A 23,923-nucleotide genomic window follows, 5' to 3' on the forward strand; every position below is an offset into this window, starting at 1 on the left:
TCATCGTCAAGCACCTATACCGAAAACCCCCAGCCTCGAAAGAGACTGGGGGTTTTCTTTTGCGGACGGAAAATAGGGGCATGAGAAGGGCGTAGAAACGTGCGATCTCCGCCTTCCTCTAGGCGCACGCATTACAAGCTTGTATAGGCTGGGCGTAGGGATCGCCGCTACCGGGCTTACGAACTAGGGCTAAGTAGAACGGCGCCTACTGCGAGCGCCGTCTTTGTAATGGCTTTAGCTAACGCTGCTGCGTACGCCCAATGCGTGCCAGCCCATCACTACGCATTGCCCAAACCTAATAGTTTTGCTGCAGCACTTTTTAACTTCCAGCCTATTTAGCGATTACCAGCAACCGACTTAGGCCTGATCGCTAGTGCGCCCGCCCCACTCCAGAAAACGGACCTTGTGAACGGCCCCGCTGTGGTCTTGGTAAGTCACGATTGTTGGTACAACTCCGGCTTTCTTCGAATTGTCTGTGCGATGCACGACTTTTTCGATGTCGAGCTTCATTCCATAGCGGTAGTCGACGACTGGCACGTCAGCGGCCGAAGGTGAAGAGGATGCGAACACCGCCGGCGCTATGAGGCTGGCGATTAAAGCGGAAACGACTGAATGAGTTTTCATGGGCAAGTCTCCTAAAGAATCGAGTGATTACGTGTACGGGATTTATGTAACCACTTGGCTCTCCGGGAGAGAAATCAACGTCTTTGCTAGTCGATATCACCTAGCAACATATTAGCTTGCTACTGAATATTTCCGCGGCTTAGAAGAAGTCACAGGTTGAGGCCGAATAGGCTCAACGTCCTACCTGGAAATCTGACTTGAACGGGCAACGAGTCGACACGCCATTCGTTTGGCAGGGGCTCATCAAATTCTGCAAGCACCAATAAGCCTCTGGTTGGGCTTGAAAATGGTCTGCGTAGATCGGGAGGTAGGGGGTTAGTGGTCTCAGCCGGGTTCAACACGGTTGCTGCTCGGAAGTTACCGTCCGGGAGCCGCACCCTCAATCTTGTACCTTGAGTGCTAAATTCGACATCGCTAGGATTCATGTAGATCCATAGCTGCGCGGGGCCGCTTCTCTCCATTCTCATCAATAGTGTGCCAGGCCCAACATTTTCCCCCTCGTTCGCAATGATCTCAGCAATTCGGCCGTTCTCCGGCGCGCGCTGTTGCAGGTTTTTAAGTTGGCCAATCAGCCACTTCCGCTCAGCGTCTAATTGATCCCGATAACGATCGTCCGCTGGATTTTGCGCTGTCGCGATGACACTGCGCTCGAAAGAGAGCAGTTCCGCCTCTCGCGCATCCCGCTCATTCTCGGCATTTAACAATTCACCTCTTGTAGCTGCACCAGATCTAAGCAAGCGGCGTGTTTCGGTAACGCGAGCGCGAGCGCGCTCCACTAATGTTCGCAGCACCGCGCGGTTGCGAGTGTTAACCGTAGTCCCAGCACTCGTGGCCTCGCTTTTGGTTAACTGCAATACCGCCAGGCGTAAGCGCCATTCGGGATTGTCCATCTGGAGCAGCGGCAAACCGGCGTCGACGTGATCGCCCTGGCGAACATCTATCTTGCTAATTTGGCCGGGTTGCCTTGCGCGTACTTCAGTCATAGGTAAGCGAATCAATGCCGGGGCCTCGACGCGAATGAGATCGAGCCCGTAGTTGGTCGTGAGCACAAGCGCTGGAAGCACGATAAGAAACAGAATCAAATACCAGCGGAGGCGGAACGCCGTTCGCTTTCCTGGGGCGTAAAGCACCTCGAGCCCATTGTCTTGAGTCGGCTTTCTTTCCTTATTACTGTCAAAACGTATCTTCATGGTGTGCTCGGGTAGTAGCTCCAGGATTGCCAGTCGATGCCGGCCACGCCGCTCTTACGCAATTGCGTTTGCCACGAACGGCTTTGCTCGCTGAGACGCGCTGCGTTCAAGCCAGCCCAACTCAAATCCGCTGGTAGATCTGGCTCGACGCTCTGGGCAAGACGAAAAGCGATGTTTGGCCAGCGCTTCGCGGCCGCTTGTGCTGCATCAGCGCTACGACCGGGGTTGCGGGTGTAAATCATCAGGCTCACCGCCTGGAGGCCAAGCTTGTCGACTTCGCACGGAACGCATGGACCGCGCTCAGCCATTTCACCAAACCAGCGCGGATGGCTAGAAATGGCGAGGGGCCATGGACTCGCAGCTTTGGCATCCTTGAGGGTTGCAATCCAATCCCTCAATCGCTGATCTGGAACCGGCCAGCCCAACTGTTCAACTTCGAGATCAAGATGAAGCCCATCGAATGGCAAATCGCGATAGCGATTGATCAGGGCCATCAACTGCGGACGACTCTGAGGCTTCATCCAGTTCGCGTCGCCAAGCAGAAGATTGACCTGAATGTTTTTGGCATGTGCCTTACGGATCAGGCCCGCAAGCGCATTGTGCGTAACCGCCCCCGCAGCCACCTGAACCCCATTGAGCCCCACATGAATGACACCCATTCCTGCGTTCTGCAGGGCTATGAGTTGAGCATCTTGAGTCGCAGAAGATAGAAGCGCTTCGCTTTCCCAGATGTATGTGCCTTGCGCCCACGTCCGCTTCTGACGAACCTCGCTCATCGATGCCCATGGTGCATCCCAGGCTATTTGTGAGGTACCGATTAGCTCGGCCAATTTGCTCTGGTCGTCTTCAAATAGCTGCAACGCGGATTGCTCGAGCCAAGCACCATGCCACGCCGAGATCATTGCGAAGTTGGCGTTGTAGTGATCCACCTGGGCCTGAATAATCCGTACGGCAGCATCACCGGCGTCCAGCGAGCCTCGTTGGCGCTCTTCTGCGATGATCGCATCGATCGCTGATCGTCGTTCAGCGCGCCAACTGTACTCATCCACCGCCCTGCGATAGCGCGCGAGGACCGCGCCAATCTCGCGTACCAATAATGCTCTTTCAGCCTCCAGGGCATGATTTGCGGCTTGGTAGCGCGCCTCGCTTTCCTTACCGCGAGCGGTTCCATAATCCAGCACGTCGAAAGGGGCGGAAAAGGTAATCCCCGCTGTGACGCCATAACCCGGCGGGCCCGACTCAAACGGCCGTTCCTCACGGCCTGCCGACAGCGCGAACTCCGAATTCACCGCCGTGTACCAAGGCTGATCTCGGTTCGCGTTAGCGACATCCACATCCACCTGGCGCTGGCCAATGCGAGGATTTTCATCAAGTGCGTCCGCCCAGGCTGACAGGGGCTTCGGTGATCGAGCGATAGTCGATGCGGCTGGAGTGTCGGAAGGCTTCAATGTCACCCCAAGGCTGACCAGCATTGCTCTCATGTCAGCGAGCATCGACGACTGGAGGTCGCAACGTCGGCGAACGGATGTCCACTCGCTACGCATCAAACGCGCTTCGGAAGGGCGTATCCAACGACCGGCCAAACGCTCATCCAAGGTTCGCTCTGCCTTGTTCCAGGCCGCCGATACGTCGTGACAGAGACGATTCTCTTCGTACGCACGCCACCAATCTGCATAGGCACTGCGTAAGTACAGGCGCTGCTGAGCCCGGGCCAAGGCTCGCTCGTATTCACCACGCTGGATGTCGCCCTCTGCGCTGCGTACCGCTTCTGCGCGGCGGCGCAACGTTCCGAATAGCGGGTAGCGCACGCCAATCGAGTAGGAGAGACCGGTGTATTCGTTGCGCTGGTCCTCCGTTACCAACTCCTTGTAATAGCCCGAGCTGACCGATGAAAACAGCTGCCAACCGCGCTCGCTCTGCCGCTGATCCTTGGCCGCGTAGCGTGCCTCGAGTTCGGCGTTCGCTGCCGCGTACCCACTTCCATTTCCAGCTTGCGCCAGTACGTCAGCCATACTCAAAGGACGTGCCTGGGCATGGCCCGCGATCAGGGTCATCCCCAGCAGGACGCAATATGTGTAGTTTTTTTCGATCATTGGTTTGAAGGTGTTCCTAAAACCGATTGGCGCGTTTGAGCACCCACCAAGGCGCCATGCTCGACTCTTCATGCCCTCGGCGAAGCACTTCGTTGAGCACCGCGTAGACGCTCCAACACCGAAGCCCGAACATGGCGAACGGGAAGAAGGGAAGGATCAGCAGCAACTTCAAGTCTTGCCGTGGCCGTTCGCTGACCATCAGCATCAAGCCGAGATAGAGCAAGCTCGCCATTGCGAGGTACAAGAGGTAAATCAACGCTGCGTAAAACACGAAAGCCGTGAAGGGAAGGATGAAGAGCGCCACCAGCGAATAGCCAAGAATGATGAAGGGCAGGATTAGCTGGAAGAACAGGCCGCTGAGCAGCAGCATCAGAAAATTTGGCCAACCGACGAGCTGGGGATTGAAGCTATGCGCATGCTTGCGGATGTAGACGAAGAAAAGATCGCCGTCCCAGCGCAGGCGCTGTTGCAAATACCCGCGCAACGTATGTGGCGCATCCGTGTGGCCTATTGCCTCGGGGTCGAAGGGGATACGCAATCCGTAGCGGCGGAAGTAGCTTTTCATCCGTAACGTAAGGTCCAGATCTTCGGCAGTATGCGTGTCCCAGCCGCCTATTTGCTGAAGAAAGCTGCGGCGGAATGCGCCGAATGCGCCTGACACGTTATTGACGAGATTCCACTCGGCCAATCCGATCTTGCTCATGTGGATGGACAGCAAGTATTCGAGCGCCTGTACCCTCGCAACCCACGACTGGCCGACGTTTCTCACGCGAAGGCTTCCTGCCACTGCAGGCACCTTCGGGTCTTCGAAATGGCGAACCATCTTCACCACCATGTCGTTATCGAAGGAGGTATCGCCGTCGACGTTGATGATGATTTCGCCACTGCCATAGGCAAGCCCGGCGTTTAGTGAGGACACACGACCGCCGCGTTGCCATTTGGCCAAGGGCCGAATGATTCGGTTCTTCGGCATGCGCTGTGTAGCCTTGAAACGTCTTACCGCATACAGAGTTGCTTGGTTCGCCGTGGCACCGTCGACAATAGGGATGATCTCGATGCTACCGGGATAGGTTTGCTCGGCCAGGCTGCGCAGTGTTTTCTCGACATCGTGGCCTTCGCTGTAGCACGTGATGATGCAGGACACCCGCGGCCGGTAGAGGCTACGCATGGGCGTCGCGCTACGCTTGCGGACGAACCAACGAAGCGTGCCGGCGAGCACAAGAAGGTTCAGCGGCACTTCCAGTAGCAGGAAATACGGGAACACCATCAGGAAGAGCCGCCAATGGCCATCGGCCCCCGAGATATCCTGCAGCCACAGCTCCCAGTGTTCGAGCAATGCCTGCATTAAAGCTCCCCGGTTAGGCGGGCGAGCAGCAGTTCGGCGTTCTCCTCCGACACGACATCGCGCGGAGCCACGCAAGCGACTTGGCTAAGCGCGATATCCTGAAGCTCGTCGCCCACGAATAGCGTGCTTAGCTTCTCCAGGCGCTGGCTGACCCGATCGATGCCCTGTTGATCAGTGTGCATCAACAGCAGCCAGAGGTGCTCTTCACTCGTTCGTGTGCAGCGGTCCGTATCCCGAATGGCTTCCTGCATACGCTCGACCAATGTATCGAGTAGCGCATGACCGCGCTGCTCTCCCAGCCGCGCCAGGGTTTGCGCAAGATTTCGAAAACGGACACCCAGCAGCACGAAGGAGGGCGCTTTATGGCGCTGAATCAGCTCGAGTTGCCAGTCCAGCAGGACTTTGAACGACGTGGCGCCAACCATGGAAAGCTGGCCAAAATAATTGAGATTCGTCTGGTCCAGGCCCTGACGGCAGGCGAGCATGCCGGACTCCGTGAGTGCATAGTCCCGTATTTCCCGCACATGCAATTGATCAGGGGTGTGGTGAGTCCCGCAGTCTAGACAGCGGGCCTCTACGTCCGCGTCCACGAAGAAGGCGCTGCAGTTGTTGCAATGGTAATTTTCCAGCGGCCGATCATAGTCAGTGCCGATATGCCGAAGACGCGTCATGCAATTGGGGCACACCAAGGTACCGTCTTTGAGGAATTGCTCTTGGTGCCCGACGTGACCGCAAGTGAAGCAATGCAGTGACGGTTGACGGCGAATTTCCATCGACTGGCATTCGACGCAGACATCGATGTAGTTGAGCCGGCCCGAGCCGCAGTGGGAGCACAGACGAATTCGATCAATCAGGTGATCCGTGTGCAGCAGGCCTCGCTGGGCGAGCCCCTGCAACCACACCGCGGCATTCACTGGCTCGTCCGCAAGCGCATCGATCAATGGATATTGATAGAATTGTGGCGCCGCAGCGTCCCGAACAGCCAGGACCTTCTCCGAGCCGCGCATCCATAGGTAGGCCAGCACTTTTGCTTCTAGTCCAAGTGGCGGCCGGCCGCGGTTGAACATCGATAGTCGCTCAGCGTACGAGCGGCAGATCTCTTCAAGTGCTTTGATGCTTTCCGGCGCAGCGCCGTCGGATAGCGCGGCCGCTACGCCCTTAGCGCTTTTCGATGTGAAAAGCGGCTTCAGCGCATACGTCGATGTACGACGGAGTCGTTCCAGTTCGGCAGGGTCGGACTCGGCATCACCGCTCACGATGACGGCGTCGTAGTCAATGCCGGACTTCAGTAAATGGGTTGAATGTTCGAAGCGATCTGTAGCCCCTAAATCTTCACAATGCGGTGTTCCTATCACCGCAAATCGGTAACTCGTCACGTATTTTTTGCCTACTGCGCTATTTTCCGTATAGGGGTCGGACTTTAAGCGAAGCGGGCAGTTCGTTATTTGGGTGCTGTTAATGTGAAACGCGTCACACTAGTCTGGCGATGGACCCGGTTTCGATAACTAATCTTGGTCACGTCTTGTCAATTTTTGCCCCAAATCGCTTGGCGCCGGTTCTTCTGAAGACGTGGATTCGCGACATCGGAAACCTTAGATCGCTCGACGATGCTCACGGGCCTCGTAAAAAGAAGCAACTAACGATACCAGCCATTCGATTTGGGATTCGGCGAAGACAGCCAGGTGAGACGGGGTTCTTGAGCTAACGATATCGCAAGGCTCGACGCGTATTCGGACATATCGTCCGGATTCGCAAACGCATCCGCGAATGGTCGACGGAAGTTTTGCGTGGTAATGAACGATTGCATGATCCTTCACGCACAGTAATTGCAACGAGTTGTGGATTGATCAATTCGTACCGGCTGTACCTGAAGGTAGTTGCGCCGTTGCGTATGGGTTGACGAAGCGTTGGGCTCTATTTTTCGCAGAGGGAGATGTGATGTTCAGACAGATGTTCAAACCGCTAATCGCGATATCACTGGCGCTTGTTTCGTTTGCCGCGCTCGCTGAGCCCGTGGTGATCAAGTTTTCGCACGTGGTTGCCGAAGACACGCCAAAAGGGCGCGGTGCACTCCTGTTCCAAAAGCGAGTCGCGGAGCGGTTGGGCGACAAGGTACGCGTCGAGGTCTACCCGAATTCAAGCTTGTATGGCGACGATGAGGAACTCGAAGCGTTGATCCGAGGCGATGTCCAGATGCTCGCGCCTTCGCTTTCCAAATTTGATCGCTATACACGGGAACTGCAGGTCTTCGATCTGCCCTTCCTTTTCGATGACCTTGCGGCGGTGCAACGTTTCCAATCCCGGGATAGTGGTGTTCGTTTGCTTGGAGCTCTGTCCAACCAGGGCATCACCGGGCTCGCGTTCTGGAACAACGGCATGAAGCAGCTTTCCGCGAATAAATCACTGAAATTACCCGCGGACGCCAAGGGGCTTACGTTTCGTATCCAGGCATCGGACATGCTCGTCGAACAGTTCGAAATGGTGGGAGCCACGGGTGTGAAGATGCCGTTCTCCGAGTCGTTTCGTGCGTTGCAGAGTGGTCAAGTGCAGGGCACCGAAAACACGTGGTCCAACTACTACAGCCAAAAGCTCAATACCGTTCAGCCGCACATCAGCGAGACCAACCATGGCGTGCTGAGCTACATGCTGTTGATCGATACCAAATTCTGGAACGGCCTGCCGTTCAAGGTTCGGTCGGAATTGCAGTCGATCGCGGACGAGGTGACCGCGTCGGTCAATCGTGACGCAGAGGCGATCAATGCGAAGAACCGCGAGATGATTGTCGCGTCTGGAAGCAGCACGGTCGTTACCCTCGATGCGCAGCAGATCAAGGCATGGCGGGAAGCCATGCAGCCGTTGCTCAAGCGACATGAAAGTGACATCGGCGCCAGTGTGATTCGCGCCGCGCAGACGGTGAATCGGCGTTAACGCGTAAGAATAGAAAAGGCGGTCTAGGCCGCCTTTTCTATTTGGGTACGTACGATCAAAGCTCCGCGCTACGGACCTTGATCTCCTGGTGCAGAATGTAATCGTTCTCCGTGTAGTCGACGGGGCAGTCGATTACATGGACGCCAGGTTCATTGAGGCAGCGTTCGATGAGCGGCGCGAAACCTTCAGCGCTCTCGACACGGTGACCCTTGGCACCATAGCTTTCGGCGTATTTGACGAAGTCCGGGTTGCCGTAGGTCAGGCCATAGTCAGCCAGGCCCATCTGCGACTGCTTCCAGCGAATCATGCCGTACGCATCGTCACGCAGGATGACGACCACAAGGTTCATGTTCAGGCGAACGGCCGTCTCCAGCTCCTGGCTATTCATCATGAAACCACCGTCACCGCAGACCGACACAATGTGAGTGTCTGGATATACGAGCCGCGCAGCCATTGCAGACGGCATTCCGGCCCCCATTGTGGCCAGAGCGTTGTCCAGCAAAACGGTGTTCGGCATGTGCGCCTTGTAGTTGCGCGCGAACCAGATTTTGTAGACGCCGTTGTCGAGGGCGATGATGCCGGTGGATGGCATGACCTTGCGCAGATCGGCCACGACACGCTGTGGGTACATCGGGAAGCGCGCATCGGTGCTGCCTTCCTGCACGTGCGCCTCGTTCGCTTCGCGAATCGTCAGCAGCCGGCTGAAATCCCAGTGCGCTTGTGGCGTGATCGCTTCGCAAATCTGCCAGATGGCATTGGCGATATCGCCGACGACTTCGATCTGCGGGAAGTACACCGGATCGACTTCAGCCGAGCGAAAGTTCACGTGGATGACTTCGGTGCCGCCGCGGACCATGAAGAATGGCGGCTTCTCGATGACGTCGTGCCCGACATTGATGATCAGGTCAGCTGACTCGATGGAGCGGTGTACGAAATCGCCAGCCGAAAGAGCGGCGTTACCAAGGAAGCGCGGGTGGCGCTCGTCAACCACACCCTTGCCCAGCTGAGTAGTGACGAAAGGAATTCCGGTCTTTTCGATCAGCTGCTTGAGTACGCGAGCTGTCATCTTGCGGTTGGCGCCTGCGCCGATGACGATGATCGGGCTCTTGGCCGCTTCGAGCTTGGCAACGGCGGCGTTGATGGCCTTTTCTTCCGCCAGCGGGCGACGCGACAGGCTAGCCGGTATCGGTAGACTTTCCGTCAGCTCTTCAGCGATATCTTCGGGCAGCTCGAGGTGAACTGAACCTGGCTTTTCTTCTTCGGCCAGGCGCACCGCTTCACGAATACGCGAAGGAATGTTGTCAGCGGACGCGAACTGGTGGGTGTACTTGGTCAGCGGGGACATCATCTTGCATACGTCGATGATTTGGAAACGTCCCTGCTTGGACTTCTTAATGGGCTTCTGGCCGGTAATCATCATCATCGGCATGCCGCCTAGATAGGCGTAGGCACCCGCAGTGACCAGGTTGGTTGCGCCCGGGCCGAGGGTCGATAGGCATACGCCAACCTTGCCGGTCAGGCGACCATAGGTAGCGGCCATGAAACCTGCGGATTGCTCGTGGCGTGTGAGAATGAGCTTGATCTGTTCCGAGCGAGACAATGAGTCCAGCAGGTCGAGATTTTCTTCCCCGGGAATACCAAAAATGTACTCGACGCCCTCGTTTTCCAAGCATTGGACGGTGAGGTCAGAAGCCTTTTGCATGTTTTTGTACCTGTTCCCTGTCGGTGTGCAAAGCGCATGGATCGTGGCGGGGCGGAGTCGGTGCCCGCGACGGACCCTGAGTGGACAACAAGAATGCCGTAGTGCTCGCAAATTTTTGCTACAAGCGTTCGGCGGACGCCAGTGTACTGCCTCAATGCCAGATGCAGGAGGGGGTGAATGCGACAGATTGGCGCACACGTTTTATATGCGCCATTCCGTCGAGTGACGGGGATGACTAATCGCTAGGCGGTTAGGGCATTGCGGTATGCAGGCAGACGAAGTCCCGGCAAGTTGCCCGCTGCTCCGACTCGCAATGCTCAACGTCGGGCAACGAGGCCTTTAATCGTCCGGAGAAGATGAGTGGAGACACCGACCCAGCAATCTTCGTGATGGCGCTACCTATAGGCGGTGCTCGTGCTGTCCCGCTCGGCCATCAGCTCCATCAGACGCACCGGCGTATCCTGTGCGCCCATGCTTTGGGCGATGCTCAGGGCGGTGACGCCGTTGATGTCCTGGGCATCCGGGTTGGCACCGCGCGCGACCAGTAGCTCGACGATATCGACGCGATTGAACATGGCGGCCATCATCAGCGCGGTCTTGCCATCCGGTGTTGTCGCATCGACCTCGGCGCCGTGATCCAGCAACAGCGTGGCCATCGCAAGGTTGCCCTTGAAGCCCGCACCTGCCAGGGGTGATTGACCGTTGTCGTTTCGCGTATTTGGGTCAGCCCCGTGCTCCAGCAATACGCGGGTAGCGTCGAGGTGGCCGTGGTAGCTGGCTAGCATGAGCAGCGAATCACCTTTGTGGTTGCGCAAGTTTGGCGGCAGATCTTTCTCAAGCAGCCGTCCGAGCATAGAGGCGTCACCTTTGCGCGCCACATCGAATACCTGATTCGCAAACTCCTGCATTTCCTCGGCGGTCATCTCCGGCACACCGATGTTCGACTCACTACTCATGTTTTCTCCTTTTAGCGAACCGTGACGAACTCCGCGAAGCATCGCGTTTTACGGCGAGAGTCGCGCATAATGCGGACCCGCCAAACGATCGGCTGTGCGCTCTGTCGAACCCGCATGCATGCCGAACAGGCCGAAGGAGTACAAGATGAGCGACAGCCCGTTCGCGAAGCGGATCGTGCAAAACCTGTTGGACACCGACTTCTACAAATTGACCATGATGCAGGCGGTGCTGCACAACTATCCGAACGCGGAAGTCGAGTGGGAGTTTCGCTGTCGCAGTGATGAAGATCTCAGGCCTTATCTCGCAGATATTCGCCACGCGCTGGAAAGCCTCGCCGACTTGCAATTGTCAGCGGGTGAGCTGGCGTTCCTCGAGCGCATCCCGTTCCTGAAGCCAGACTTCATTCGCTTTCTCAGCCTGTTCCGTTTCAACCCGTCGTACTTGTACGTTGGCGAAGAGGACGGCCAAGTGTTCATCCGCCTGCGCGGGCCTTGGCTGCACGTCATCCTTTATGAAGTGCCACTACTGGCGACGGTCAGCGAGATTCGCAATCGCCGTCTGCACGCAGACATCACGCTTGAGCAGGTCCGCGCGCCGCTCTATGAGAAGTTCGACAAGCTTCGTGCGTTGGCGTCCGATGAGGAGTTGGCGGGGTTCAACCTCGCTGATTTTGGTACCCGCAGACGTTTTTCGTATACCGCCCAGGCAGAAGTGCTACGAATTCTCAAAGAAGATTTCCCTGGCCGTTTTGTGGGCACCAGCAATGTGCATCTGGCGAAAGAGCTGGACCTGAAACCCATCGGTACCATGGCCCACGAGTGGCTGATGGCGCATCAGCAACTGGGCATGCGTCTGATCGACAGCCAAGTCGCCGCGCTCGAAAGTTGGGTGCGTGAATACCGGGGGTTGCTGGGCATCGCGCTGACCGATGTCATCACCATGGACGCCTTCCTCCGAGACTTCGACTTGTACTTCGCCAAGCTTTTCGATGGCTTGCGGCACGACTCGGGCGATCCCATCCAGTGGGGCGAGAAGGCCATCGCGCATTACCATTCGATGGGCGTCGACCCGCGTACCAAAACACTGGTGTTCTCCGATTCCCTCGATTTCGAGAAATCGTTGAACATCTATCGCGCCCTGAGGGGGCGGATCAATGTGAGTTTCGGCATCGGCACCAAGCTGACCTGCGACGTGCCGGGCGTTCGGCCGCTGAACGCTGTGATCAAAATGACGTCCTGTAACGGTCAGCCCGTGGCCAAGATCTCCGACTCGCCTGGCAAAACGCAGTGCCGAGATGAAAACTTCATCCGTTACCTCAAACACGTATTCAAGGTGGACGCGGCGAGTTGATCCCGCCGTACGGCTCGAGCGCGACGAGCCGTTAAAGCCGGCAGGTGAGAACATCCCGGCGCACGACTACGGCAACAATCACAAGAGGAACGTCCGTGCATAAGGCAGTCATCAGCGGGACCGGGCTGTACACGCCCCCGCATCGCATTTCGAACGAAGAGCTGGTAACGGCCTTCAATACCTACGTCCAACAGTTCAACGCGACGCACGCCGAGGCGATCGCAGCGGGGACGTGCGAACCGTTGGGCGAATCCAGCGTTGCCTTTATCGAGAAAGCGTCTGGGATCCAGAGCCGTTTCGTGATGGACAAAACGGGCATTCTCGATCCAGAGCGTATGAAGCCGGCGATACCCGAGCGCAGCAACGATCAGTGGAGTGTCTTGTGCGAGATGTCGGTCGCGGCCGCGCAACAGGCGCTCGCGCGCGCGAACATGACGCCCGCCGATATCGACGCCGTTATCGTCGCCTGCTCCAACCTGCAGCGCCCCTATCCCGCCATCGCAATCGAAGTGCAGGCGGCGCTGGGTATCGAGGGATTCGGCTTCGATATGAACGTTGCTTGCTCATCGGCAACATTCGGTTTGCAGGCCGCAGCGAATGCTGTGCAATTGGGCCAGGCCCGTGCGGTACTGCTAGTGAATCCGGAAATCTGCACTGCGCACCTGAATTTCCGCGATCGCGACAGCCACTTCATCTTTGGTGACGCGGCGACTGCGGTGATCGTGCAGCGGGCTGACAACGCGACGGCAGGGCACCAGTGGGAAATATTGGGCACCAAGCTCCTGACGCAATTCTCGAACAACATTCGCAATAACTTTGGCTTTCTGAATCGAACCGCCGAAGACGCCGCCCTGAGTAATCCCGACAAACTCTTCGTGCAGGAAGGGCGCAAAGTATTTAAGGAAGTGTGCCCGATGGTGGCGGACCTTATCGGCCAGCATCTCGCCCAGACGGGTATCGACGTGAACCAGGTCAAGCGCTTCTGGTTACACCAGGCGAATCTCAATATGAACCTGTTGATCGCGCGCAAACTGTTGGGGCGGGACGCGGAAGAGGGCGAGGCCCCGGTCATTCTCGACACATACGCGAATACAAGTTCAGCAGGATCGGTGATCGCCTTCCACCTGCATAACGATGACTTGGCGAGCGGAACGATGGGTGTGCTCAGCTCGTTTGGCGCGGGGTATTCGATCGGAAGCGTGATTCTAAGAAAGGTGTAAATCCCGTCATTCGGCTTTTGTAGGGCGGGCAGAACCCGCGGCTTCGTCAATCGCTCCGCGCCGGTTGCACCCGTCCTACGATCATCCCGAAACTCCGCTTCAACGTCAGCCTTGCGTGGGCGCCTCTTTCTCGCCACGCGTCTTCCACAGCGACAGCAGCACACCGCCGAGCAACAGGCCGAACGTCACGCTCAGCGAGAGCGCAGGCGGGAACTTGCCGATGATGTTGACCAGGAAGATCTTGCACCCGATGAACACCAGGACCAGTGCCAACGCGTACTTGAGATAGGCAAAGCGGTGGATCATCGCCGACAGCGCGAAGTACAAGGCCCGCAGTCCCAGGATGGCGAAGATGTTCGAGGTGTAGACGATGAACGGGTCCAGCGTGATGGCGAAGATTGCGGGGACGCTGTCGACCGCGAAGACGATATCGGCACACTCGATCATGATCAACGCCAGCAGCAGCGGCGTGATCCACGTCTTCATCTTGCCGTTGGCGTCTTCCTGTTTGACGAGGAAACGGTCGCCATGGAGCTCGTCGGTCACCGGCAGGTGACGGCGCAGGAACTGGAGGAATTTGTTGTCCGACAGGTCCGGATCGTCGTGCACCTTACTGAACAGCATCTTGATGCCGGTGATGACCAGAAACACCCCGAATACATAGAGTATCCAGTCAAAGCTGTGGATCAACGTGGCGCCAAGCCCAATCATGATTGCGCGTAGCACGATCACGCCCATGATCCCCCAGAACAGTACCTCATGCTGGTACTTACGCGGGATGCCGAGAAAACCGAAGATCATCGCCATGACGAACACGTTGTCCATCGACAATGATTTTTCGATTAGAAAGCCGGTGTAGTACTCCATGCCGGAGTCGCCACCTTTCTGGAACCAGACCCAAGCACCGAATAGCAGGCCCGCGGTGATGTAGCCCGCCGAGAGCAGCAAGCTTTCCTTGATCTCGATTTCGCGGTGCTCACGGTGAAGCACGCCGAGGTCGAAGACCAGCAGCGCAACGACGATGCCAATGAAAGCAAGCCACAGCCAAGTGGCGGTGCCGAGAAAATCGGCGTTGAGAAACGTAACTAGAGTGGTCATCTGAGCCCCCTCGAACTGTCGGTTGTACAAGCTGTAACTCCGACATGGCGGCTGGCAGCCGTCAGAGGGGCCCGGCGTTACTGGTGCATACGTTAAAGCGCCCGGTGAAGGCGCTCAATGAAAGAGAGTTTGCAAAACGTGTCTTGGGTCATCCGTAGCGTTGTCACCGTTTGTAAAACACTTCGACTCTAGGATGAGCGCTGGCGCGGTCCTAACGGCTGTAGCTAAAAATGCGTCGCCGTCGCCCGACCGATCCACCTACCTCAGACATGAGCTAGCGGGACCGCACGGTTCGACGAGGCTTCGCAATCCCGGCGCTATCCTGGAGCTGATTTGACATGAATAACTCTCGCAACCGCAGCGTAATAAAGAAGCGAGACGCGGAAAGCGCACGCAAACAATTGACCCGTCTGCGCGACGGCATGATGTCCTCCAAGGAAAAACAGTCCCGCACACTTGGGGTTCTGGATGCGTCTTACCGCAAAAGCGGCGAAAACCTGCTGGCGTACTTGGCGTTGCGTCGCCACGATATCCGGCCCCTGCAGATGAAGCTCGCGGCCATGGGACTTTCTTCTCTGGGGCGATCCGAGGGATACATCCTTTCGGCGGTATCGACCGTTATCGACGTGCTCGAAAGACTGACCGGAGAACCGACCTCATCGAGTAAACCCATCGCACCGGACATGAAAATGAGCGAGCGATTGCTGGACGAGCACGCCCTGGCCTTGTTTGGCGCCGCGCCCGTCGATCGCGATGTTCGGATCATGGTCACGATGCCGAGCGAGGCGGCGGACAACTACTCGATGATCCGGGACCTGCTAGCCACGAAGATGGACAGCGTTCGTATCAATTGCGCGCACGACGGTCCCGAGGCCTGGGCGCGCATGATCGAGCACGTTCGGCGCGCTGAGAAGGAGGTTGGGCGCCCCTGCAAAGTCATGATGGACCTCGCGGGGCCCAAGCTACGGACAGGGCCGATCGATCCAGGGCCGGCGGTGCGCAAAGCCAAGCCACAGCGCGACCGTATGGGGCTGGTCGTGTCTCCTGCGAGGATCTGGTTGACGATGATCGAGCGTCCAAGCGAAGCGCCGTCGAACTGCGATGCGAGCTTGCGTGTCTCCGGGAAATGGCTTTCGAGCCTCAAGCCTGACATGCGCGTCACGTTGGACGATGCACGAGGGTCACGCCGTCATCTCAATGTTGTCGAGTGCACGGAGCAGGGCTGCTGGGCGGAAGCTCACAAGACGATCTATTTCACGCCCGGCCTAACGCTCACCAGTGACGACCGCAAGGGGCGGGAAACCACGATCGCTGCATTTCCTTCCAGCGACCGGAAAATTCGGCTCCAGGAAGACGATCTGCTATTGGTGACCCGCGGTGAAATCATGGGGCATCCTGCATCGCTCGACAGTGCGGGGAACGTTCTTACCCCTGCAACGATTGGCTGCACGCTGCCACAAGTGTTCAACGATGTGAAAGCCGGGCAAATCGTTTGGTTCGACGACGGGAAGATCGGCGGGGTCATCGAGTCGGCGGCGCCGGATGAGCTTCGTGTCCGCATCACCCATGCGCCCGGCGGCGCCAACTTGAGCAGTGACAAAGGGATCAACTTTCCGCAAAGCACGCTGCAGTTGAATGCGCTCGGCGAAGATGATGTGCAGGCACTCACGTTCGCTGCGGAGCACGCCGATGTCGTAGAGATGTCCTTCGTGAACGAACCAGGGGATGTCGACCTGTTGTTCGAGCATCTCGAACGGCTCGATGCCATGCATCTGGGGATCGTGCTGAAAATCGAAACCCGCAAGGGCTTCGAGCGTCTGCCCGCACTGCTAATGTCGGGTATGCGCCATCCGAAGTTCGGCGTGATGATCGCGCGCGGCGACCTTGCGGTAGAAGGGGGCTTCGAGCGAATGGCCGAATTGCAGGAGGAAATCCTGTGCCTGTGTGAGGCTGCTCACGTGCCTGTGATCTGGGCAACACAGGTGTTGGAGAGCTTGGCGAAGAAAGGCTCGCCATCCCGCGCGGAGATTACCGATGCCGCGACGGGAGTCCGCGCGGAATGCGTCATGCTCAATAAGGGGCCGCATGTCTTGAAGGCGGTCGAGACGCTCGATGACCTGCTGACCCGTATGCAATCCCATCACCACAAAAAGCGCCAGATGCTGCGTCGGCTTGCCGTTGCACAGCGGCCTAACGCTTAACGGGCGGCCGGCTTCGCCTGCGCGGTCGGCAACGTCCGGTCGCGCGTGCCAGGAAGGCTCAATGCCAACTCAAGATCGGCCAGGCATGGGCTTCGGCATGCTCGCGTAGCACCGGATCAGGATTGACCGCACGGGGCTGGTTGACGCGATTCAGCAATGGCAGATCGTTGCGTGAGTCCGAGTAGAAGTACGCGCCTTCGAGGTGTTCGTCGCGGGCTCGAAGCCAGTCTTCCAAGCGGCTGACCTTGCCTTCGCGATACGTCAGTACACCCTCCGTACGGCCGGTGATCATGCCGTGCTTCACCTCGATTTCGATCGCCAGCACTTCGTCGATGCCCAGCCGTTCGGCAATGGCGCTGACCAGAAACGCGGGCGAGGCGGAAATAATGAGGATGCGATCGCCTTTTGCGCGATGTTCAGCCACACAGCGCATGGCGTCGCCATGGATGAGGGGTTCGATAGTGTCCTCGACGAATGGCCCGACCACGTACTCCACTTCCTCCAGCGTACGTCCCACCAGGGGTTCGAGGGTAAACGCCATGTAGTCTTCCATGGACAGGCGGCCAAAGGCGTATTCCGCCATGAGATGTGCTTCGTGCTTAAGAAAGCGCTCGCCATCGACCCAGCCGAGTCTCGCCATTTCCTGGCTCCAGAGACTGGCGCAGTCTCCAGCAATGAGGGTTTCGTCCAGATCGAAAATGGCTAGGGGCATCAGGCAACCTCGCGAATAGCGGAATCATCGATGCTCAGGCCGACCAATGTGCCGGTGGCGTGCAAATCGGCGGCCGAGCGGTTGAGTACATCGACCACCAATTCTACGCCTCGCGCTTCGACGCGGTAGCGGATGACATTGCCGAGCAGGCTGTGCCCTTTGATTTGGGCGTCGATATCTCCACCGAAGCCGATGGCCTCGGGTCGGATCGCGATACGACAGGTCATCGTGCGTCGAAGCAAGGCTTCGGCCACGCATGCATCGAGCAGGTTGTAGTTGCCAATGAACCCGGCGGCGAAGGCATCGACAGGCGCGGTGTAGAGGGTTTCGGCATCGCCGCTCTGGACGATCTGGCCAGCGTTCATCAGGAAGATGCGGTCGGACATCGTCAACGCCTCTTCCTGATCGTGGGTGACAAAGATCGTGGTTAAGCCGAGCTCCTGTTGGATTCCTCGGATTTGCTCGCGTAGCAACTTGCGGATGCGGGCGTCGAGCGCAGATAGCGGCTCATCGAGCAATAGCAAACGGGGCCGCGTAACCAACGAGCGGGCGAGGGCAACCCGTTGGCACTGGCCTCCGGATAGTTGCGACGGGTACCGCGCAGCGAACTCGCCCAGTTCGACCATAGCCAGCGCATCGACGACACGCTTGTCCGACTCCGTTTTGCCGACCTTCTGCATGCGCAAGCCGAACGCGACGTTCTGCGCCGCCGTCATGTTCGGGAACAACGCGTAGCTCTGAAAGACCATCCCAATCCCGCGCTTCTGTGGCGGCAGCGGCACGATGTCCTGGCCGTCGACAAGAATGCGGCCGCCGCTGACATCGGTGAGGCCCGCGATACAGCGTAGCAACGTCGATTTTCCGCAACCCGAAGGACCAAGCAGCGTGACGAACTCACCCCTTGCGATCTCGCAATCGATGCCGGTGAAGATCGACGTAGTGCCATAACGCTTATCCAGTTTCTGAATGCTGAGGAAGCTCATGGATGTGTGACTCCAAGGGGCGCAGGCCGATAGTTTCTTGGCGTTAGGGCCACCGCATTCGCGAGCAACCGGAGCGCCGGCCGGCCCGCGCCTACAGGGGACCGCGTTGCTTTTGTAGGAGCGGGCCGGGCGGCGATCCGCTTGCCCGCGAATAGGACATGACATCCACTGCAAATCTCTGGCTTGTCCATGAGACCCCAGACCATCCCCTCACCCCCGATCCCGATTTAACCGATTCGCGATCCACGTAAACATCAACACGAAAAAAAAATACGAGATCACCAACGCGCTGCTGAAATGCCCGCTGCTGTTGCGCATGTTGTTCAAATACACCTGCAGCGTTTCGTAGCGTGTCCCCACCAACAGATTGGCGAAGACGAATTCGGCGAAGAGAAAGGAAAACGACAGCAGCAGCGAAACCACCAGCCCCTTGCGTAGGTTCGGCAGGATGACGAGCAGCGCCGCCTTCCAGGTGCTGGCGCCGAGCAAGTGAGCGGCATCCATCAGGTCGCGAATATTGATCGCCAGCAAATTATTGGTGATGGCGCGATACATGAAGGGCAGGGCGATAGTGAAGTAGCAGCCCACCAGGATCCAAGGCGTTCCGGTCATGGCCAACGGGCCTGATCCATACAGCTGCAATAACCCCACTGACGACACGACCGGCGGCACCGCGAACGGCAGCAGGATGAGCACGTTCATCAGCCCGTCCAACTTCGGGAAGTGGTAATGCACGACGAATAACAGCGGCAAGATCAGCACGGTCGCCAGCAACAGCGCGCCCACGCAGACCAGGATCGATTGCAGAAAGGCATTCAAGAAGCGCGGTTCCGTCCAGAGCTGGATGTACCACTTCAGGGTGAGGCCGTCCGGTAGTACGGTCGCGCTCCAGCTTGTCGAGATCGAATAGAGAAACGTGCCCAGCAACGGCAAGAGCAACATGGCGAAGAGCGCCCAAACCACAATGCGGTGATACAGCGCGGCGGGTTTAGTGGACATGGTAGCTCCGCTTCAGCAGCCACTGATGGGCGGCGGTGAACACCACCATCATGCCCACCAGCACCATCGACAACGCACTGGCGAGATTTGGATCGAGGTTGATATCGCCGGCCACCAATGCGGCGATACGGATCGGCATGACGTTGAAATTACCCGTGGTCAGCGCGTAGACCGTTGCGTAGGCACCCAGCGCATTGGCCAGCAGGATCACGAAGGTGCCCAGCAGTGCGGGCGTGAGCACCGGCAAGCCAATGTGCCACCAGTAGCGCAGGGCGCTGGCGCCTAGCAATGACGCCGACTCTCTCCAGTCATCGCGCAACGCGTCGAACGCGGGGTAGAGCAGAAGAACCCCCAGCGGGATCTGGAAGTAGGTGTAGACGACGATCAGGCCAGTCTTAGAGTACAGGTTGAAGTCGCTGAGCAGACCATATTGCTTGAGCACCAGCGTCAGCGCGCCGTTGAAGCCAAGGATGATGACGAATGCGAAGGCGAGCGGTACGCCTGTGAAGTTACTCGTCATGTTCGAGAATGCCATGACGAAATCCCGTACTTTCGAATCGACCTGGCGTAGCGAGTAGCTGCCTATCACCGCGAACAGCAGCCCCAGCACGCTCGACCAGACGGTGATTTCCAGACTGAACTGCATGGCCTGACGATAAAAGCGCGATGAAAACACGCGCTCGTAGTTGGCAAGACTCCAGCCGCCTTCGGCAATCGCACTGTTGATTGCCACCCAGAACAGCGGCGCGATCTGAAACGCCACGAAAAACACGGCGAACGGCGCCAGGCACAACAGCGGTAGCCAGCGGCGCGAAGAGCGCGGCTTCGGTAGGTTGGGGGTGGGAAGCGCTGCGGTCGTGTCGGAGGGAGCGGGGTTGACCGTCATGCCAGCAGTGCCTTGCAACCGGGTTTTTCGTGCACCACGCCGAGGATTGTGCAAAGTGTGCCGCACAGGTCCGTCTGCCGCGGCGTGGCGGCCGGATCCAGGCTGAAGGCATCGCCTATGACGAACAGCGGCACCTCGCGCTCCTCAGCGAGCAGGCCGTTGTGCGAGCGGTCAGCGTTCATACCGTGATCGGCGGTGACGATGATCTGGTAACCCGCGTCATGCCAACGTTGCAGGTATTCGGCGAGGTAGATGTCCGCCATGCGTGCGGCATTGCGGTACTGAGCGGAGTCCCCACCGTGCTTGTGCCCGGCGTCATCGATGTTCATCGGGTGGATCAGCAGTACGTCCGGCGTATAGCGCGTGCGCAACGCCTCGGCATCCGCGAATACGTGGGAGTCCGGGTAATGGTCCTGCCAGTAGAACAGGCCGTGTTGGATCGGCAATTTCGCATCATCGGTCAACCGATCGCGAGCGGCATCGAAGGGCGCGCGGTTATAGAGTTCGCTGACCCAGTGATAAGCCGCCGCTGCTGTGACAAGACCGGCTTCGCAAGCGATATGGAAGAGGCTGCGGTGGTGGCTGAGCCTAACCACGTCGTTGTGCACGATGCCGCTTTCGATGGGGGGCACGCCCGTCAGGATGCATTCGTAGAGTGGGCGTGACAGTGCCGGCAGCTCGCACGTGAGACGGTAGTACGCACCGCGCCTGGCGTTACACCAGGCGTGCAGATGACCCATCGCGTGGCGCGCGACCGCATGGGTGAGGCCGTCGAGAACGACCAGGATGATCTTTCGTTTCATGGGTTAGCTGCCCGCGAGTGAACACAGCGAAGAGCGATCGCCCACAAGTGGGCTCCTACAAAAAGCGTGATCTGTGCAGGAGCCAGCTTGCTGGCGATCCGGTTGAGCTGCTTACTGCATATTGATCAACACGTTTTCCTGCCACAGCTGCGGCAGCGCTTTGGAGGTCTTCTCCCAAGCGTCCGCGTCTTCGATCGGCTTCGCCTTGGCGTACTGTTCGTTGGGGATCATCTTCGCCTCGACATCCGCCGGCAGGTCGATGTGCTCGGCGCGAATCGGGCGGGCATTACCCTTGGCCAGATTGATCTGCCCGGCATCGCTGAAAATGTACTCGCGCGCCAGTTTGGCGGCGTTTGGATGCTTGGCGTACTTGTTGATGATGGTCGTGTAGCCGGACATTACCGAGCCATCGGACGGGATGAGCACATCGAAACGTGCAGGATCGATCTGGTCACGGTAGGAAAGGCCATTAAAGTCCCAGACGATGCCGACTTCCACTTCACCACGCTCGAGCGTCTGGATGGTGGGGTTGGACAGGGACAAGCGCCCTTGTTCTGCGATGTCGGCGAAGTAATCCAGGCCCGGTTGAATGTCCTTCTCGTTACCGCCATTGGCGATAGCGGCGGCCAGCACGCCGTTCACGGCTTGCGCGGCGGAACTCACGTCGCCGATGGCGACTTTGTATGTGCCTTCCCTCAACTCGGCCCAGGAGGTCGGTGCATCCTTCACTAATTGCTTGTTGACGATGAACGCGATGGTGCCGGTGTAGGCCAGCGCCCAATGGCCATCGGCGTCCTTCGCCCAGCCCGGAATTTGATCCCAGGTGCTGGGCTTGTAGGGTTGCGTCACTCCTTTTTGCACGGCCACCGGACCGAACGCAGCGCCGACATCACCGATGTCCGCCGTGGCATTGTCTTTTTCGGCATCGAACTTGGCGATTTCCTGCGCCGAGCTCATGTCGGTGTCCATGTGCTTGAGGCCATACTTCGTCGCCAGATCTTCCCAGGTGCCTTTCCAATTCGCCCAGCTGTCAGGCATGCCGACACTGTTGACCTCAGCCTCGGCCCGCGCGGCTTTTTCCAGGGCTGCGAGGTCCGTTTCAGTGGCGCTGGCCGTCGCCGCGACAGCGATCGACATGCCCAACAGTGAAGCCAGAAACAGCTGTTTCATTCGATGCTCCTTTCCCAGGTGAAGTGATTGACCTTGCGTATCGACGCCCGGCCAATCTATTACTCCGCAGTGACACTTTTGTTTCAGTGCGCTGAAGCATAGCCCCTGTTGGCCTGGGCGCAGTTCCATGGAAATAGCCGCCGATGGTGACGCTGGTACCTGTAGGGGGACCGGGCGGCGATCGGCTTTAGTCGCGAAGGCGAACATCGTTCGCCCAACCCAGAAACGCACTGTCCCGTTTAGGAGCGCTTCATCGGCCGGGCTCTTTCCTTGATACTGACATGCCCTGTTACGAGTACCCGAAATGTCCCAGCAAACGCCACATCACCTGAGCCGTTGGCTCGTCCTGCTGATGGCCGTTGCCACCGGCATCGCCGTGGCAAGCAACTACTACAACCAACCGCTGCTGCACACGATCGCTGATCGCTTCGGTTTGTCGTTCTCGCAGGCGGGGATCATCGTCACCACTGCGCAGGTGAGTTACGCCGCTGGCTTGCTTCTGTTGGTACCGCTGGGAGATTTGTTGGAGCGCCGACGCCTTATCGTGTCGATGACCGTCGTAGCGGCGGTTGGGCTCGGTATCAGTGCCAGCGCCAACAGCATTGGTTGGTTGTTGCTCGGCACAACGCTGACTGGGTTATTTTCGGTGGTGGCACAGGTGCTGGTGCCATTCGCCGCGACGCTGGCCTCTCCGGAAGAGCGTGGACGAGTGGTGGGTACGGTCATGAGTGGATTGATCTTGGGCATCCTGCTCGCACGTACCGTAGCCGGCGCCTTGTCCGAGATCGGCGACTGGCGCACGGTCTATATCTTGGCGTCGATCCTGATGCTCGCAACTGCCGTCGCGCTTCGTTTTGCGCTACCGCATTACCATCAATCCGCAGGGCTGAGCTATCCGGGCCTTTTGCGCTCTGTCTTCACCCTGCTCAAGGAGGAGCCGGTCCACCGGCTGAGAACGTTCCTCGGCGGCCTGGGTTTTGCCATCTTTGCGATTTTCTGGACGCCGTTGGCCTTTCTTCTATCGTCGGAGCCTTATGGCTACTCCGATGGCACGATCGGATTGTTTGGGCTGGCGGGCGCAGTGGGTGCATTGGCAGCGAATGTCGCCGGGCGCATGGCCGACAAAGGCAAAGGTACGCTGGCAACCACTATCGGTCTCGTGTTTCTGACCGCCTCCTGGCTACCCTTGGTCTTCGCGCAAAGCTCGCTGGCAGCATTGCTGATTGGGGTGGTCGTACTTGATCTGGCGGTGCAGCTTTCCCATGTCAGCAATCAGAACGTCGTCTACAAACTGCGCCCCGAAGCCCGTAGCCGTTTGAATGCCGGCTACATGACGGGGTATTTCCTCGGTGGTTCGCTGGGCTCGCTGTTGTCGGCGGCGCTTTACCAGCATTTCGGTTGGCCGGGCGTGTGCGCGGCAGGATTTACCTGCGGCGCGGTAGCGTTGGTGACGTGGATGCTGTCCCGCCGCCCCGCAACGGACCGAGGCGCGGTAAGAACATAAGGGGCGTTTGGAAATAGCGCCGCCGGCGATCACGTTTTGTCGCTTGAGCCGAGGTGTTCGCACGATCTGATCGCCAGCAAACTGGCTCCTACAAAGAGCGGTGTCTGAGCTGCAGCGGTGAGAGCACGAGGCGCGTGTAGGAGCCCACTTGTGGGCGA

Annotated in this window: 19 protein-coding genes; 5 read left to right on the forward strand and 14 right to left on the reverse strand. The window is 58.3% G+C overall.

Annotated elements, in window-relative coordinates; genetic code table 11:
* Positions 1-357: 357 nt before the first annotated feature.
* The 5 genes from IEY47_RS03565 to IEY47_RS03585 form a co-directional block, all read right to left on the reverse strand.
* Positions 358-624, reverse strand: coding sequence for a DUF2790 domain-containing protein (locus IEY47_RS03565; RefSeq protein WP_188981796.1), 267 nt, complete (start codon positions 622-624; stop codon positions 358-360).
* A gap of 149 nt (positions 625-773) precedes the next feature.
* Positions 774-1,814 (reverse strand): HlyD family secretion protein, encoded by a 1,041-nt coding sequence (locus tag IEY47_RS03570; RefSeq protein ID WP_188981797.1) that lies wholly within the window; start codon positions 1,812-1,814, stop codon positions 774-776.
* Positions 1,811-3,907, reverse strand: coding sequence for a TolC family protein (locus IEY47_RS03575; protein WP_188981798.1), 2,097 nt, complete (start codon positions 3,905-3,907; stop codon positions 1,811-1,813). The genes IEY47_RS03570 and IEY47_RS03575 overlap by 4 nt, the downstream gene beginning before the upstream one ends.
* Positions 3,908-3,923: 16 nt before the next feature.
* Entirely contained in the window at positions 3,924-5,252 is a 1,329-nt protein-coding gene (locus IEY47_RS03580) for a glycosyltransferase family 2 protein (RefSeq protein WP_188981799.1), read from the reverse strand.
* Positions 5,252-6,628 (reverse strand): TackOD1 domain-containing metal-binding protein, encoded by a 1,377-nt coding sequence (locus tag IEY47_RS03585; protein WP_188981800.1) that lies wholly within the window; start codon positions 6,626-6,628, stop codon positions 5,252-5,254. The genes IEY47_RS03580 and IEY47_RS03585 overlap by 1 nt, the downstream gene beginning before the upstream one ends.
* Before the next feature lie 562 nt (positions 6,629-7,190).
* On the opposite strand from IEY47_RS03585, the gene IEY47_RS03590 reads away from it, so the two are divergent.
* Positions 7,191-8,180 carry a DctP family TRAP transporter solute-binding subunit gene (locus tag IEY47_RS03590; protein WP_229779175.1) on the forward strand — a complete coding sequence of 330 codons (990 nt, stop codon included), beginning with the start codon at positions 7,191-7,193 and terminating at the stop codon, positions 8,178-8,180.
* Positions 8,181-8,235: 55 nt separating this feature from the next.
* Here the strand turns inward: IEY47_RS03590 and IEY47_RS03595 are convergent, their stop codons facing one another.
* Positions 8,236-9,882: an acetolactate synthase large subunit gene (locus tag IEY47_RS03595; RefSeq protein WP_188981801.1), complete on the reverse strand. Its 1,647-nt coding sequence runs from the start codon at positions 9,880-9,882 to the stop codon at positions 8,236-8,238.
* Between the two features lie 395 nt (positions 9,883-10,277).
* Positions 10,278-10,838 carry an ankyrin repeat domain-containing protein gene (locus IEY47_RS03600; protein ID WP_188981802.1) on the reverse strand — a complete coding sequence of 187 codons (561 nt, stop codon included), beginning with the start codon at positions 10,836-10,838 and terminating at the stop codon, positions 10,278-10,280.
* A 145-nt stretch (positions 10,839-10,983) separates the two neighbouring features.
* Between IEY47_RS03600 and pncB the strand changes: the two genes are divergently transcribed.
* Positions 10,984-12,189 (forward strand): nicotinate phosphoribosyltransferase, encoded by a 1,206-nt coding sequence (gene pncB / locus IEY47_RS03605; RefSeq protein ID WP_188981803.1) that lies wholly within the window; start codon positions 10,984-10,986, stop codon positions 12,187-12,189.
* A gap of 95 nt (positions 12,190-12,284) precedes the next feature.
* Positions 12,285-13,409, forward strand: coding sequence for a beta-ketoacyl-ACP synthase III (locus tag IEY47_RS03610; protein WP_188981804.1), 1,125 nt, complete (start codon positions 12,285-12,287; stop codon positions 13,407-13,409).
* Between the two features lie 105 nt (positions 13,410-13,514).
* Here IEY47_RS03610 and IEY47_RS03615 read toward each other — a convergent pair whose 3' ends face one another.
* Positions 13,515-14,507, reverse strand: coding sequence for a TerC family protein (locus IEY47_RS03615; protein WP_188981805.1), 993 nt, complete (start codon positions 14,505-14,507; stop codon positions 13,515-13,517).
* A 338-nt stretch (positions 14,508-14,845) separates the two neighbouring features.
* Between IEY47_RS03615 and IEY47_RS03620 the strand changes: the two genes are divergently transcribed.
* A complete protein-coding gene (locus IEY47_RS03620; protein WP_188981806.1) occupies positions 14,846-16,708 on the forward strand; it encodes a pyruvate kinase in 1,863 nt (620 codons plus the stop codon).
* A 58-nt stretch (positions 16,709-16,766) separates the two neighbouring features.
* Here the strand turns inward: IEY47_RS03620 and IEY47_RS03625 are convergent, their stop codons facing one another.
* From IEY47_RS03625 to IEY47_RS03650, 6 genes are all read right to left on the reverse strand, one after another.
* Positions 16,767-17,420 (reverse strand): HAD family hydrolase, encoded by a 654-nt coding sequence (locus IEY47_RS03625; RefSeq protein ID WP_188981807.1) that lies wholly within the window; start codon positions 17,418-17,420, stop codon positions 16,767-16,769.
* Positions 17,420-18,403, reverse strand: coding sequence for an ABC transporter ATP-binding protein (locus IEY47_RS03630; RefSeq protein ID WP_188981808.1), 984 nt, complete (start codon positions 18,401-18,403; stop codon positions 17,420-17,422). The genes IEY47_RS03625 and IEY47_RS03630 overlap by 1 nt, the downstream gene beginning before the upstream one ends.
* A 210-nt stretch (positions 18,404-18,613) precedes the next feature.
* Entirely contained in the window at positions 18,614-19,402 is a 789-nt protein-coding gene (locus IEY47_RS03635; RefSeq protein WP_188981809.1) for an ABC transporter permease, read from the reverse strand.
* The gene (locus tag IEY47_RS03640; RefSeq protein WP_188981810.1) at positions 19,392-20,288 is read right to left on the reverse strand and encodes an ABC transporter permease; all 897 of its coding nucleotides are present in this window, start codon (positions 20,286-20,288) and stop codon (positions 19,392-19,394) included. The genes IEY47_RS03635 and IEY47_RS03640 overlap by 11 nt, the downstream gene beginning before the upstream one ends.
* Positions 20,285-21,091, reverse strand: coding sequence for an alkaline phosphatase family protein (locus IEY47_RS03645; protein ID WP_188981811.1), 807 nt, complete (start codon positions 21,089-21,091; stop codon positions 20,285-20,287). Before IEY47_RS03645 ends, IEY47_RS03640 begins: the two co-directional genes overlap by 4 nt.
* A 111-nt stretch (positions 21,092-21,202) precedes the next feature.
* On the reverse strand, positions 21,203-22,261 hold the full coding sequence (locus IEY47_RS03650) for an ABC transporter substrate-binding protein (protein WP_188981812.1): 1,059 nt from the start codon (positions 22,259-22,261) through the stop codon (positions 21,203-21,205).
* A 304-nt stretch (positions 22,262-22,565) separates the two neighbouring features.
* Here IEY47_RS03650 and IEY47_RS03655 point away from each other — a divergent pair, with 304 nt between their 5' ends.
* Positions 22,566-23,765, forward strand: a complete 1,200-nt coding sequence (locus IEY47_RS03655; RefSeq protein ID WP_188981813.1) for an MFS transporter — start codon at positions 22,566-22,568, stop codon at positions 23,763-23,765.
* The last annotated feature ends 158 nt before the right edge of the window (positions 23,766-23,923 follow it).

Origin of the sequence: Pseudomonas matsuisoli (genome assembly GCF_014647635.1) — a bacterium.
In the GTDB taxonomy this organism is placed as follows: domain Bacteria; phylum Pseudomonadota; class Gammaproteobacteria; order Pseudomonadales; family Pseudomonadaceae; genus Pseudomonas_P; species Pseudomonas_P matsuisoli.

Coding starts and splice junctions, on each gene's coding strand:
- pncB (WP_188981803.1), top strand. CDS start 10,984: ATGAGCGACAGCCCGTTCGCGAAGCGGATCGTGCAAAACCTGTTGGAC.
- IEY47_RS03650 (WP_188981812.1), bottom strand. CDS start 22,261: ATGAAACAGCTGTTTCTGGCTTCACTGTTGGGCATGTCGATCGCTGTC.
- IEY47_RS03635 (WP_188981809.1), bottom strand. CDS start 19,402: ATGTCCACTAAACCCGCCGCGCTGTATCACCGCATTGTGGTTTGGGCG.
- IEY47_RS03595 (WP_188981801.1), bottom strand. CDS start 9,882: ATGCAAAAGGCTTCTGACCTCACCGTCCAATGCTTGGAAAACGAGGGC.
- IEY47_RS03575 (WP_188981798.1), bottom strand. CDS start 3,907: ATGATCGAAAAAAACTACACATATTGCGTCCTGCTGGGGATGACCCTG.
- IEY47_RS03620 (WP_188981806.1), top strand. CDS start 14,846: ATGAATAACTCTCGCAACCGCAGCGTAATAAAGAAGCGAGACGCGGAA.
- IEY47_RS03640 (WP_188981810.1), bottom strand. CDS start 20,288: ATGACGGTCAACCCCGCTCCCTCCGACACGACCGCAGCGCTTCCCACC.
- IEY47_RS03655 (WP_188981813.1), top strand. CDS start 22,566: ATGTCCCAGCAAACGCCACATCACCTGAGCCGTTGGCTCGTCCTGCTG.
- IEY47_RS03600 (WP_188981802.1), bottom strand. CDS start 10,838: ATGAGTAGTGAGTCGAACATCGGTGTGCCGGAGATGACCGCCGAGGAA.
- IEY47_RS03645 (WP_188981811.1), bottom strand. CDS start 21,091: ATGAAACGAAAGATCATCCTGGTCGTTCTCGACGGCCTCACCCATGCG.
- IEY47_RS03590 (WP_229779175.1), top strand. CDS start 7,191: ATGTTCAGACAGATGTTCAAACCGCTAATCGCGATATCACTGGCGCTT.
- IEY47_RS03565 (WP_188981796.1), bottom strand. CDS start 624: ATGAAAACTCATTCAGTCGTTTCCGCTTTAATCGCCAGCCTCATAGCG.
- IEY47_RS03630 (WP_188981808.1), bottom strand. CDS start 18,403: ATGAGCTTCCTCAGCATTCAGAAACTGGATAAGCGTTATGGCACTACG.
- IEY47_RS03580 (WP_188981799.1), bottom strand. CDS start 5,252: ATGCAGGCATTGCTCGAACACTGGGAGCTGTGGCTGCAGGATATCTCG.
- IEY47_RS03570 (WP_188981797.1), bottom strand. CDS start 1,814: ATGAAGATACGTTTTGACAGTAATAAGGAAAGAAAGCCGACTCAAGAC.
- IEY47_RS03625 (WP_188981807.1), bottom strand. CDS start 17,420: ATGCCCCTAGCCATTTTCGATCTGGACGAAACCCTCATTGCTGGAGAC.
- IEY47_RS03615 (WP_188981805.1), bottom strand. CDS start 14,507: ATGACCACTCTAGTTACGTTTCTCAACGCCGATTTTCTCGGCACCGCC.